Genomic DNA, 13652 nt, shown 5'->3' with positions numbered 1-13652 from the left:
TTGACATGGGTATTTTTATATGCTAGTTATATAAACAAGAGCTGCAAGCTCATTTCATGAACTTACAGCTCCATCACTTATCATAGAATGTCTATTTACAGACTTTATTTCACAGACTCGAAAAAAATGATAGTTTATAAAAAATGTATTTTACAGATATATATTTCTATCAGATTATAACTGTTTATTACATAAAAATGTCCTACAAATCGCAAGAGTAGTTAATACAAGACAATTCGTAAGACATTTTATTTTCTATATCAAAATATGAAATAATTTTAGTTTGTGTTTATTATTCAGCTTCATTTACTTCTTCTGTTAATGATTCTGGAGAAACAACTGAAATTGTAGGAACTCCATCTTCTCCTTCATCCAAGACAAGTCCGCTTGAAGTATGGATTGTGTAATCTTTATCAATAAATACTGCTTCGATTTCTGGTGTATTTTCTATTAAACGCATGCCTTTTTTTAACCCTAAAGCAAAACAAGTTGTACTTAATGCATCACCACTTAAGGAATCCTCGGAAATAATAGTTACAGATAAAAGTCTGTTATCAACAGGATAACCTGTTTTTGTGTCTAAAATATGATGATATATTTTTCCGTCCTGTTTGAAATATCGTTCATAAGAGCCTGAAGTTACAATTGATAAATTTGAACCTTTTACAATTGCTGAATATTCTTCGGATGAACCAAATGGTTTTTGAATTCCTATATTAAAATTGCCACCATTTTTTTTGCCACCAATTGTAACAATATTTCCACCAAGATTTATTATTGCTGAAGTAACACCTGTCTGAATCATATAGCTTTTTATTTTGTCTGCAACAAATCCTTTTGCAATTCCACCTAAATCTATTTTTGCTTCAGGGTCTGCTAGTGTAACTGTAGAATCGTTGACGGATATATTTTCGTAGTTTACATGTGACAATGCATTAGTAATATCATCTGATGACGGAACGGATGGATTATCACCTGTAATGTTCCAAAGTATACTCAATGGGGCAATAGTAATATCGAATGCACCATTAGATAATTCGCTATAATAAATACTATCTTCTATTAATTCAGCAACTACAGGTTTTACCTCTACAGGCTGCCCATTTGAATTGTTAATGGCTGAAACGTCACTTGAATCTTTGGTTCTACTAAATAGTTTTTCGTAATTATAACAAAGACCAAAGCATTCATTTATTATATCATCAGCTGATTCATCACCACTACAACTGTTTATTGTAAGTGTAACAACAGTATTGAAACATTCGTGTGTTGCTGTTGCCGTAGTACTTGATGATGTGGAAACACATCCTGTAAGAGGCATAGCAAGAAGTGTGATGACTATTGTAAGAGATAACAGCTTTTTTAATAAAGTTTTTTTCATAATATTCTCCATATTCATATATCGTTTAGTATGATGTCGTGGTTAAATTTTTTTTGCCCAATTATAAGCAAACTTATGTGAACTTAGACCATTTTGCTTTGGCATCTTAATATATAACTATTGCTTATTATAACACATTTTATTTTATAAATTAGCAGAAAATACTGATTGTATAAAAAATATAATTATGTTATCATTCTATAGGTAAACATTTGTTCTAATTTATATAAAAATATATAAATTAATGAAACTAATAAATGATGTCGGGGTCAAAAACTCTCAATTTTGGTGTGATAATGAAGTTAAAAAAATATGATATTATAGCTATTATTTGTGTTGCTGTAATTGTAATTATAAGTTATATTACGGTAAATTTGTTAAGAAACGATGAAGCGGATACAGTTGTTATATATGTAGATGGAAAGATAGAGAAAAAGCTTGATTTAAACAAAAATCAGGAATATAAAGTTAATGTTGATAACGGATATAATATTATTCGGATTAAAGATAAAAAAGCAAAGATAAAAGAGTCGGATTGTAGTAATCAGACATGTGTTAATATGGGAACTATCAGTAAAGATGGACAGACATTAATTTGTCTTCCACATAAGGTAGAAGTTACTATAGTTTCAGATGATAAATCAGAAGTAGATGTAATTGCCAGGTAGGAGAATGACATGAGTAAGAAAGTACCTTTGTTAGGAATGTTTGTTGCTTTTGCTGTTATTTTAAGTTATGTTGAGTCATGCATTCCTGTTTTAGGCATCCCGGGAATGAAAATAGGACTTGCTAATTTAGCTATTATAATAGTACTTTATTTGGAAGGAACAAAAGAAGCGGCCGTATGTAATTTTGTCAGAATATTAATAGTAGGATTTATGTTTGGAAATTTGTTTAGCATTTTTTTCGCATTAGCAGGTGCAACTTTAAGCATGATAGTTATGGTGATAATGAAGAAAACTAATAAATTTTCAATTATGATAGTAAGTATGTTTGGCGGAATTTTTCATAACATAGGGCAGATTGTTGTCGCATCATTTGTAGTTGATAATTATTATATTTTTGGATATTTACCTATTTTAATTTTAACTGGTGCTGTTACAGGTGCAATAATAGGTATAGTAAGCAGATTGGTCCTTGATAGAATAGATAAATTTTACAATAATAAAGGAGATATACAGTGATAGGATTTGTTGAAGGAATTATTGAATATATTGATGTAGATAAGGTTGTTGTGAATAATAATGGTGTTGGGTATAACGTTTTTATGCCGGCATCTCAGATAGATACATTGAATGTGGATGAAACAGTAAGAGTGTTTACATATTTGAATGTAAGAGAAGATGCAATGCAATTGTTTGGTTTCCTTACAAGAGACGATTTAGAAGTATTTAAATTGCTTATTACCGTAAATGGAATAGGACCAAAAGGAGGACTTGCCGTCTTATCTACAATTACTACGGATGACTTGAGGGTTGCCGTTATTTCAGAAGATGCAAAAGCTATTTCAAAGGCTCCTGGAATTGGTGCAAAGACAGCACAAAAAGTTATTATTGAGCTAAAGGATAAATTAAATTTAGAAGATGTACTTGAGCCTAAATTAGATGCAAACTTTCAAGTTAATGATAATAATTCTATGTCAGAAGCAGTTATGGCACTTGTAGCACTTGGCTATTCACAGGCAGATGCTTATAGGGCAGTTAAGAGTATTGATAATATAGAAGAACTAGACGTAGAAAACGTAATTAAAATGGCATTAAAAAAGATTTACTAATCAATGTAGAATTATGTGAAAAAGGAGTAGAGTAATGTCCAGAAGAATAATTACTACTGAACCTGAATATGAAGATATTGCTATAGAAAAGACGCTAAGGCCTCAGGGATTAGATGAATATATAGGTCAGGAAAAAATTAAAACTAATTTAAAAGTTTATATAGAAGCTGCGAAAGCAAGAGGTGAATCTTTAGACCATATTTTGTTTTACGGACCACCCGGTTTAGGAAAGACAACATTGGCATCGATAATTGCTAACGAGATGGGAGTAAATCTTAAAGTTACATCTGGACCTGCCATTGAAAAGCCCGGCGAAATGGCAGCAATATTAAATAACTTAGGCGAAGGTGATGTGCTTTTTATAGATGAAATTCACAGATTGAATAGACAGGTAGAGGAAGTACTTTATCCTGCAATGGAAGACTTTGCAATAGATATAATGATAGGAAAAGGTACAACAGCACGTTCAATAAGACTTGATTTGCCTAGATTTACTTTAGTTGGTGCAACTACCAGAGCAGGTTTACTTACTGCACCACTTAGAGATAGATTTGGTGTAATTAACAGGCTTGAGTTTTATACAGTTGATGAATTAAAGACAATCATTACACGTTCAGCTAAAGTATTAAATGTGGAAATTGATGAGGATGGTGCAGTTGAAATGGCAAGACGTTCAAGAGGAACCCCTAGACTTGCTAACAGACTTTTAAAAAGAGTGAGAGATTTTGCACAAATTAAATATAACGGACATATTACAAAAGAGGTTGCAGATTATGCACTGAATCTTTTGGATGTAGATAAGATTGGATTAGATAAAGGGGATAGAACAATACTTGAAACAATTATTTATAAATTTGCAGGAGGACCTGTAGGACTTGATACTTTGGCGGCCTCAATTGGTGAGGATTCAGGAACTTTAGAGGATGTATATGAACCATATTTAATTCAGAATGGTCTTATACAACGTACTCCTAGAGGAAGAATTGCAACACCTATCGCTTATGAGCATTTAGGGATAAAACAATAAATGGTTGTATTTGTAAAAAATTGTGATAAAATTAACGTAGTTTATACTTGAATACAATGAGGAGAGTACATATGTCAGCGAAGAATGTAATTGACGTGATAATAGATGGAAAGATATATACTATAGGCGGATTTGAAAGCGAAGCTTATTTACAGAAACTTGCTACATATATTAGTAGTAAAATATTAGAATTTAAGCAGGATGATGCCTATCGTAGACAGAAAATTGATACACAGAAGACTTTATTAGAAATTAACATTGCAGATGACTATTTTAAGGCAAAGAAGCAGGCTGATTTTCTTCAGGTAGAGATAGAAGAAAAAGATAAAGAAAATTATGATTTAAAACATGATTTAATTACAGCAGATATGAAGATTGAATCGTTAGAGGCACAGCTTCAGGAAGCAAAAGATAAGAATATCGAACTTCAGAAAGAAATAGTAAAATTGCAGACAGAATTAAAAAATAAGAAATAACAAAAGCACATATAATATAAGCTTAATAAGTTATTGTGACTGGGAAACAATAAAAAAGACCTGTAGCCGGTCTTTTTTAAGTTTAAAGCAGTTAACGACCGGAGGAATAATGAAAGTAGAACTTTTAGCACCAGGTGGTTCATATGAAACTGTTATTGCGGCATTTAATGCAGGGGCAGATGCAGTTTATACCGGTGGTGAAAAATTTGGAGCAAGGGCAAATGCGGACAATTTAACTATTGAACAATTAAAGTCCGTAATCGATTACGCTCATTTGCATGGCAGAAAGATATATTTGACAATAAATACACTGCTTAAGGAGAATGAAATAAAAAAAGAACTTTATGATTATCTTGAACCATTATATGTTCATGGCTTAGATGCAGTTATAGTTCAGGATTATGGAGTTTTGGAATTTGTAAGAAAATATTTCCCACAGTTACATGTTCATGCCAGTACACAGATGACAATATTAGGTGAACTCACTGTAAAAGAGTTGAAAAATAAAGGGGTAACAAGAATTGTTATTCCAAGAGAACTATCAATTCCGGAAATTAAAAAAATTAAAGAAAATTGTGATATAGAAATCGAGAGTTTTGTACATGGTGCTTTATGTTATTGTTATTCAGGCCAGTGCCTTTTAAGTAGTTACATTGGCGGTAGAAGTGGAAACAGGGGAAGATGTGCCCAGCCATGTAGAATGGAATATGATGTTGTAAAGAATGGTAAAGTGCTTAATCCGGGAGATTCAAAGTATGTATTAAGTCCTAAGGATATTTGCACATTGAAAATATTGCCGGATATTATTGAATCAGGTGTTTATTCTCTTAAAATCGAAGGAAGAATGAAGAAGCCTGAATACACGGCAGGAGTTGTAAGTATTTATAGAAAATATATTGACTTATATTTACAGTTTGGTCGAAAAAAATATAAAGTAGATAATAATGATATAAAGAAATTGAATGACCTTTTTAATAGAAAAGGATTTAGTGAGAGTTATTATAAAACATATAACGGTAAAGAAATGATTACATTTTCTAAACCTGATTTCAGAGCAGCTAATGAAGGTTTAATAAAGGAAATTCAGAACAAATATATTAATACTAACTTAAGAAAAAATATAGATATATTTGTTACAATAAAAAAAGATTCTCCAATGGAAGCTGTTGGAATATGTGGTGAAAATGTTGTTACCGTATATGAAGATTTGCCTGATGAAGCAAAAAAACTACCTACAACTTCTGATTTGGTAAATGAAAAAATGGCAAAGCTTGGAAATACACCATTTAAAGTTGAAAAAATAGAAACTTATATCGATGACAATTTATTTGTAACCATTGGTAAAATAAATCAATTAAAGAGAAAACTGATTGATGAAATGACAAAAAGCATTATTGACAGATATAAAAGAAATAATGCTTTACCATATGAAAATGTAGAGAAAAATACAATAATATGTAATGATAAAAAGCTGGAAACAGCGTTGGTTTCTAATTTTGAACAGTATAAAACTATTGAAAAATGGAATAGAATATCAAGAATATATATAGAAGCATCAGAATTTACAAGACAGGAAATTGAAGAAGTAGTAAACAACAAAACTAAACAGATATATATAGCAATGCCATATATATTCAGGGAAAAAGACAAGGCTTATTTTTCAAAAGAATATATAGGAATGTTAAATAAATTTGATGGTGCATTAATTAGAAATATGGAGGAATATTTCTGGCTTAAAAATATAGATATGGTAAAAAATTATATTTTTGATTATAATGTATACGTTATGAATAGTTTTTCACAACAATTTATCCGTAAAACAGATGATATAACATATACTGTTCCTGTAGAATTGAATTATAAAGAAATGTTTGATATGGGATGTAGTGGTCAGGAAATGATTATATATGGTTATATGCCTGTAATGACAACTGTAAATTGCATTGCTAAAAGTTGTGATATGTGTCAAAAGTCAAAAGAGATTTACAGTTTAAAAGATAGAAAGAGTGAATATTTTAAGGTGAAATGCGTTTGCGATTACTGCTATAATCTTATATATAATTGTAAGCCACTTTCATTGATTGATTATAATAATAAAATTGATAAACTAAAGTTAAACAGTATAAGATATTCTTTTACATTCGAATCAAAAAAACAAATTAAAAATATGATTGAACATATAGATAATAAAGAATATGATTTGTTATTTGAAAATAATAGTGAAATAACAAGAGGACATTTTAACAGAGGAGTGTTATAACCGGAGATAAGATATGGAAACTTTGTACGTTACTGCAGCTAAATATATTTTTGTGTTACTAATGGCGGTATATACATGGGAATGTTTTAGTGCATTAAAAACAAGAAAAGAAAGAAAGACAGCAAGAATATTTCACAGACAGAATGCAATAATATTTATTGTTTATGTTTTGGGAATATCCGTTGTATATTTGAAAAATCCCTCTAATTTTACAGTTATATTAGCGGGAGCACAGTTGTGCTATTTAGTAATAGTATTAGGTATTTTTCCAATAATTTATTCTAATATAAGCAGAGCGGTATTAAGCAATATGTGTATGCTTTTATCTATTGGATTTATCATGCTTGCACGACTTAATTTTGAAACAAGTGTCAGACAGTTCATTATTGTTGCCGTTGTGACAATGGCATCTCTTATTGTACCATTTTTGATGAGTAAATTCCAATTATGGAAATATCTGACATGGGTATATTGTTTCGTTGGAATAGCAGCTCTTATAGCAGTTTTGTTCCTTGGAGATGAAGATTATGGAGCGAAACTTGCAATTGAAATTGGAAATTTTAAATTCCAACCATCAGAATTTGTTAAAATTATCTTTGTATTTTTTCTTGCAGGTTATTTGGCTGAACATAATAAATTTAAAGATGTGTGTATTTCTGCGGTTTTAGCAGCTATATATGTTTTGATTTTAGTAGCTTCAACAGATTTAGGAAGTGCTTTAATCTTTTTTATGATTTATTTATTTATGCTATTTGTTTCAACAAGAAATATTATATATTTGTTTTTAGGAGCCGGAGGGCTATCAGGTGCTTCGGTAATAGCGTATCATCTTTTTTCACATGTGCAGGAGAGATTTATTGCATGGAGAGATCCATGGTCAGTTATAGATAATGCAGGCTATCAGGTTGCACAGTCATTATTTGCTATTGGAAGTGGTGGATTTATGGGAACTGGATTGTATGAGGGCTCGCCTAAATATATTCCTGTAGTTACTGAGGACTTCATCTTTTCTGCTATAGCAGAAGAATTTGGCGGTCTATTTGCAATGCTTTTAATTTTAGTTTGTTTTAGTTGTTTTATTGCATTTTTGAAAATTGCGATGGAACAGGCAAATATGTTTAATAAACTTGTGTGTGTAGGTCTTGGTGTAGGCTATGCAGTACAGGTATTTCTTACAATAGGTGGTGCACTTAAAATGATTCCATCAACAGGTGTAACGTTACCTTTAGTAAGTAGTGGTGGTAGTTCAATACTAAGTACATTATTTGTGTTTGCAATTATGCAAGGTTTAGCAATTGTGGGAACTAAAGTAAAAAGAAACGTAACGCGAAGAATTCCAACGGAAGGATTAGTCAATGAACAGAGACAGACAGAGAGAATACGACAGCTTGAAAGAACAGGCGAAATTGGAAAAGTCGGAAAGAAAAAAAAGAAAAAAATTAAATAGTGAAATTATGACTACAACGATAATTTTTGCACTTATTTTCTTTGTAATGATAGGATATTATGTGTATTTTCTTGTTGTAGAGAGTCATGATGTTGTAAATAACGATTATAATAAAAGAATTGATGGATATGCTGAAACTGTAGTAAGAGGAACTATATTTAGCGCTGATGGAGATAAACTTGCATATACTAAAACTGATGATGCAGGTAATGAAACCAGAGAATATCCATATGATGAATTATTTTCTCATGTAATCGGAATAAAAAATCATGGAAAATCAGGTTTAGAGAAAGTTTACAATTACGAGCTTTTAAGTACAAATGTCAGTCCTATTCAAAAAATAGTCGACGATTTTATGAATGTAAAAGAAAAAGGAAATGATGTATATACAACATTAGATGTTTCTTTGCAAAAAAGTGCTACTGATAGTTTGGGTAAAAATAAGGGAGCTGTAGTTATCATTGATCCAGAGAGTGGAGCAATCAAAGCTATGACTTCGAAGCCAAATTATAATCCGAATACAATTGATGATATTTGGGATAAACTGGCAAAAGATACAAGCGATAGCAGACTTGTTAATAGAGCTACTCAGGGAAAATATACACCGGGTTCAATATTTAAAATTGTTACAACATTAGAATATATGCGTGAAAATAAAAATTATAATGATTTTCATTTTAATTGTAAGGGTAGTACAACTATAAATAATGTATCTATCAAATGCTTTGATGGACATGCACATTATAGTGAAGAATTGATTGACGCATTTGCATATTCATGTAACAGTGCTTTTTCAACTATTGGAACTGAACTTGATATGACAAAGTTTGCAAGCACAGCAAAAGGATTGTTATTTAATGAAAAATTACCTATTGAAATTGAATATAACAAGAGTGAATTTAATTTGTCAAATGAATCAACTACATTTGACATAATGCAGACAAGTATAGGTCAGGGAACTACATTAGTTACACCAATTCATATGGCCATGATAGCTTCATCAATAGCTAATAACGGAAAATTGATGAAGCCATATCTTGTTGATAAAATAGAATCAAGTGATAAATCTGTAGTTACAAAGACAGAGAATGAAGAATATGCCAGCTTAATGACTAAAAAAGAAGCAAAGCAGCTCCAGAAATATATGAGAGCCGTTGTTGAATATGGAACTGGTAAAATCATGGCATATTCAAAATATACAGCGTATGGTAAAACAGGAACTGCTGAAATAGATAAGAATAATAATGTAAATTCGTGGTTTGTCGGATACGGAGAAAAAGATGGTAAAAAAATTGCCATTGCAGTTGTAATTGAAGACATGCCTGAAGGAAGCGATTCAGCAGTAAAATGTGTAAAAGCAATATTCGATGATTATTTTGAGTAATGTGTGTCATTATAATAAATGATGCCAGAGTCAAAAGGTTTAATCCTACATGAACCTACTCATAAGTGGGTGAAAGCTCTTGTGACCCGTTCCAAGATTATATAATTTTGTTGAATAATAATTTAATAACAATGTTTTATTGAAATACCAGATAAGATTTTGTATACTAAAGTATGAATGTTTGATATGTATTGATGATAATTTTGTATATGATCTTTACATACGTTAGATGCGTTTAGGCAACTCTCAAGCATATGAACACCATAAACATATTGACTTACAGGAGGATTGTTATGCAGAAAGCAGTAAGTTGTGGTGGTGTTGTAATATTTCGTGGCAAAATATTAACTTTATATAAGAATTATAAGAATCGATATGAAGGATGGGTTTTGCCAAAAGGTACGGTTGAACAGGGAGAAGAGTATAAACAGACTGCATTGCGTGAAGTGTGTGAAGAAACAGGAGTTAATGCACATATTGTTAAGTATATCGGAAAAAGCGAATATAATTTTAACATACCAGGCGATACAGTTCATAAAGAAGTTCATTGGTATTTAATGATGGCGGATAGTTACTACAGCAGGCCACAAAGAGAAGAATATTTCCTTGATTCAGGATACTATAAGTTTATAGAAGCTTATCATTTGCTGAAATTTCCTAATGAAAAGCAGATACTTGAAAAAGGATATAATGAGTATCTTGAGTTGAAAAGACAAAATTTATGGGGAAATAAAAAATATTTATAAGGAAGTAGAGGCATTTGCATCCGCAGAGGCCTCTTTATATGTAAATGAATAAAATAAATTATCAAAAGGAATTAGAGAAAACAATTAATGGAATTGTAAAAAATAATGAAAAACCTAAATTGTTACTTCATGCATGTTGTGCACCATGTAGCAGTTATGTTCTTGAATATTTATCAAATTATTTTTTGATTACAGTCTTGTTTTATAATCCTAATATATCAACAAAGAAGGAATATGATTATAGAGCCTCAGAATTAGAGAGACTTATTAAAGAAATGCCATTAGTTAATAAAGTAGATTTGGATATTATGAAATATGACGATGGAGAATTTTATGATATTGCAAAAGGATATGAAGAATGTAAAGAGGGAGGAGAAAGATGCTTTAGATGTTATGAACTTCGCCTAAGAAAGGCTGCAAAGTATGCATCAGAAAAGAACTTTGATTTCTTTACAACAACTTTATCCATTAGCCCATTAAAAAACTCAGAAAAATTAAATTCTATTGGAGAAAAACTGTCGATAGAATATAAAATTCCATATTTGTTTTCAGACTTCAAGAAGAAAGAGGGTTATAAAAGATCGATAGAGTTGTCGAAAGAGTATGATTTATATCGACAAAATTACTGTGGATGTGTATATTCACAGAGAGATGAATAGAGTATATGTTTACAAAGAAATGGTAATTATGATATATTCAAGTAAAATCCATAATTAAGAAGGAGATGTAATTATGAATTGTCCAAAATGTGGAGCAAAATGCGAAAGTGATCAATCTTTTTGTGTTGTTTGTGGAGCACCGTTATATTCAAATGGTGACAATGAGACCGTCAATAATATTGATTTGAATAATGATGATCTCTCTGCAACCAGAATAGTAAGCGGGATTAGTCCAGATTTAAATGCCACAAAGACCAATATTGATTTACATAAAAAAGATGTAATGGAAACCCCGATTAATAGAAAACCGATTGATTTTGAAGAGAATACTTTTGAAGAAAATGAAAAGAAAAAAGAGCCTCAGATAAGTAGATTTGACAATCAGAAATCGAGAATTAAGAACGATGAACCATCTTATCAAAGTGTAAATAAAAAGCCTAAAAAGAAAAGCAAAAAGAATATAATTATATTAACAATATTAGGAATATTATTTGCAGCTGTAATAGTTGTTTCTGTTGTGCTGTTTACAAGATCAAAAAATGAAGAAAAGTTTAATAAGTATTATAAAGCAGGAAACGATTATTACGATGCTAAAAACTATGCAGCTGCAGCGACTCAATATAATAGTGCATCTAATCACGCAATAAATAATTCAGAAAGAGTGTCTGTATATGAAAAATTATGGCATTGCTATGAATATATGGGTGAATATGCCGATGAAGAAATTAGTGTTCTTGAGAAACTTATTTCATTAAACCCAAAAGAAATATCATATTATGAAGCGTTGATTATTTTGTATCAAAATAATGATATGAGTGATAAAATTGATAAATTAATTGATTCGGTTGAAGATTATTCCATTAAAGAAAAATTGTCTAATTTTGATGGAACAATTCCAAATCCAAGTGTGGAAACAGGAACATATAGCAAACCGATAGAAATATCATTACATGTATCTAATAATTTGGATATATATTATACTCTCGATGGTTCAGAACCATCAGAAGATAGTACAAAGTATTCCACGCCAATTAAATTTGAAAAACAGGGTACTTATACTATTAAAGCTATTTCTATTGATTCAAATGGAAAGAGTAGTAAAGAATTGACTGCCAGATATAGATTAGAGTTTCCTACAGTAAATATGCCTGTGGTAAGCATTGACAGCGGAGTTTATGATACTCAGAAGAAAATAACGGTAACTGCCGATGCAGATTGCAAAATATATTATACTAAAGATGGAAGTATTCCTGATTCTAAATCAACAGAATATACAAAAGAAATTAAGATGCCAAAAGGAAACACAGTATTTTCATTTATTGCAATGAATTCTGAAGGAATATACAGTAAAGTTGTAACAAGAGTTTATGATTATGAAGAAGTATATGAATATTCATATGATCAGGCAGTAAGCATGCTTACAACAATTCTTGTAAAAAATAAAACAATGGAAAATGAATATGGTGAGTATAAAAATGGCGATGTAGCTTACTTTACGTATAAGAGTATTGCCAAAGTAGAAAAAAAGAACTACTATATTGTTTCGTTTTCAATAGAATCTGATTCAGGTTCAATAACAAAAGAAGATACATACGCAATTTCATGCGACACAGGGGCATGTTTTAGAGCAAATGTATCTGGAGATTCGTATTCATTAGTTGAAATTAAATAATGTAAATATAAATTGCCAGCTTAAAAAAATATAAAGCTGGCAATTTTCTTTATGCACATTGCTTTGCCATGAATAACACTTCGAATCCGCTACGCTGCTTCTCAGTGATTATACATTCGTCAAATACTATCAGCCTTTTTTGCAAGCAAAAGGCTGATAGTATTTGACTCATTGTGCATAACAAAAAGGCACAAGATATATCTTGTGCCTTTTATATAATGCGGATGGCGGGACTTGAACCCGCACGGGGAAACCCCGGCAGATTTTGAGTCTGCTTCGTCTGCCATTCCGACACATCCGCATACAACGAAATAGATTGTAACATTGATATATAAAAAAGTCAATTACTTTTTTGCTTTGACGTGTAATAGTAAATGATGTATTATAATGGTATTGCAAAGAGGTTGAATTTTTGTGTAAAAAGGAGAATAATAAGTAAATTACTTGTTATGAATAAATGTATGGAATGCAGAGAATTTCAAAATTTAATTCATGATTTTATTTTTGATAAAATTGAATATACAGATGAACTTGAAGAATTTATTGAACATGCAAGAACCTGTAAAAAATGTAGAGAAGATTTAGAATTATATTATTTAATTAATAGAGGTTTAGGTGATGTACCGGCACCTGACAATAGTGGAGAGGATGTTGGGTATGACCAGGAATTAGAAGATATATTCAGTTTTTATGATGAATGGTTTACAAAACAAAAAAAACAAAAGTGGGCAACTAAAATATCAATTGTTGTATGTGGCATTATAGTTATATGTATAATTGGATTTTTAATTGGCGTTCTTATTGGATATATATAAATAAACAGATG

At 30.7% G+C, this 13652-nt stretch carries 13 protein-coding genes and 1 tRNA gene; 12 read left to right on the top strand and 2 right to left on the bottom strand.

Going from position 1 to position 13652, the window contains the following annotated elements:
- Positions 1–292: 292 nt before the first annotated feature.
- Positions 293–1381: an FAD:protein FMN transferase gene (locus tag N5B56_RS10005; RefSeq protein ID WP_022089543.1), complete on the bottom strand. Its 1089-nt coding sequence runs from the start codon at positions 1379–1381 to the stop codon at positions 293–295.
- Between the two features lie 296 nt (positions 1382–1677).
- Here N5B56_RS10005 and N5B56_RS10000 point away from each other — a divergent pair, with 296 nt between their 5' ends.
- The 11 genes from N5B56_RS10000 (at position 1678) to N5B56_RS09950 (ending at position 12826) form a co-directional block, all read left to right on the top strand.
- Positions 1678–2049: a NusG domain II-containing protein gene (locus tag N5B56_RS10000; RefSeq protein ID WP_158562645.1), complete on the top strand. Its 372-nt coding sequence runs from the start codon at positions 1678–1680 to the stop codon at positions 2047–2049.
- A gap of 9 nt (positions 2050–2058) precedes the next feature.
- Positions 2059–2565, top strand: a complete 507-nt coding sequence (locus N5B56_RS09995) for a Gx transporter family protein (RefSeq protein ID WP_022089545.1) — start codon at positions 2059–2061, stop codon at positions 2563–2565.
- The gene (gene ruvA / locus N5B56_RS09990) at positions 2562–3155 is read left to right on the top strand and encodes a Holliday junction branch migration protein RuvA (RefSeq protein ID WP_117909328.1); all 594 of its coding nucleotides are present in this window, start codon (positions 2562–2564) and stop codon (positions 3153–3155) included. Before N5B56_RS09995 ends, ruvA begins: the two co-directional genes overlap by 4 nt.
- 34 nt (positions 3156–3189) lie before the next feature.
- Positions 3190–4182, top strand: a complete 993-nt coding sequence (gene ruvB, locus N5B56_RS09985) for a Holliday junction branch migration DNA helicase RuvB (protein WP_022089547.1) — start codon at positions 3190–3192, stop codon at positions 4180–4182.
- A gap of 71 nt (positions 4183–4253) precedes the next feature.
- On the top strand, positions 4254–4658 hold the full coding sequence (locus N5B56_RS09980; RefSeq protein WP_022089548.1) for a cell division protein ZapA: 405 nt from the start codon (positions 4254–4256) through the stop codon (positions 4656–4658).
- Between the two features lie 109 nt (positions 4659–4767).
- On the top strand, positions 4768–6918 hold the full coding sequence (locus N5B56_RS09975) for a peptidase U32 family protein (protein WP_260978844.1): 2151 nt from the start codon (positions 4768–4770) through the stop codon (positions 6916–6918).
- A gap of 13 nt (positions 6919–6931) precedes the next feature.
- Positions 6932–8365 carry an FtsW/RodA/SpoVE family cell cycle protein gene (locus tag N5B56_RS09970; protein ID WP_022089550.1) on the top strand — a complete coding sequence of 478 codons (1434 nt, stop codon included), beginning with the start codon at positions 6932–6934 and terminating at the stop codon, positions 8363–8365.
- Positions 8274–9749, top strand: coding sequence for a peptidoglycan D,D-transpeptidase FtsI family protein (locus N5B56_RS09965; protein ID WP_260978843.1), 1476 nt, complete (start codon positions 8274–8276; stop codon positions 9747–9749). The genes N5B56_RS09970 and N5B56_RS09965 overlap by 92 nt, the downstream gene beginning before the upstream one ends.
- 293 nt (positions 9750–10042) lie before the next feature.
- Positions 10043–10495: an NUDIX hydrolase gene (locus N5B56_RS09960; protein ID WP_022089552.1), complete on the top strand. Its 453-nt coding sequence runs from the start codon at positions 10043–10045 to the stop codon at positions 10493–10495.
- A gap of 44 nt (positions 10496–10539) precedes the next feature.
- Positions 10540–11154 carry an epoxyqueuosine reductase QueH gene (locus tag N5B56_RS09955; protein WP_260978842.1) on the top strand — a complete coding sequence of 205 codons (615 nt, stop codon included), beginning with the start codon at positions 10540–10542 and terminating at the stop codon, positions 11152–11154.
- A gap of 73 nt (positions 11155–11227) precedes the next feature.
- Positions 11228–12826 (top strand): chitobiase/beta-hexosaminidase C-terminal domain-containing protein, encoded by a 1599-nt coding sequence (locus N5B56_RS09950; RefSeq protein WP_022089554.1) that lies wholly within the window; start codon positions 11228–11230, stop codon positions 12824–12826.
- A gap of 219 nt (positions 12827–13045) precedes the next feature.
- Here the strand turns inward: N5B56_RS09950 and N5B56_RS09945 are convergent.
- Positions 13046–13127: transfer RNA gene (locus N5B56_RS09945), tRNA-Leu, on the bottom strand.
- Positions 13128–13275: 148 nt separating this feature from the next.
- Here N5B56_RS09945 and N5B56_RS09940 point away from each other — a divergent pair.
- On the top strand, positions 13276–13641 hold the full coding sequence (locus N5B56_RS09940; protein ID WP_158562646.1) for an anti-sigma factor: 366 nt from the start codon (positions 13276–13278) through the stop codon (positions 13639–13641).
- Positions 13642–13652 lie beyond the last annotated feature (11 nt).

The sequence above is a fragment of the Eubacterium album genome (assembly GCF_025336545.1).
In the GTDB taxonomy this organism is placed as follows: Bacteria; Bacillota; Clostridia; order Lachnospirales; family Lachnospiraceae; genus Eubacterium_U; species Eubacterium_U album.
The sequence above is the reverse complement of the archived record's forward strand: the minus strand, read 5'-3'. Positions and strand labels throughout refer to the sequence as shown.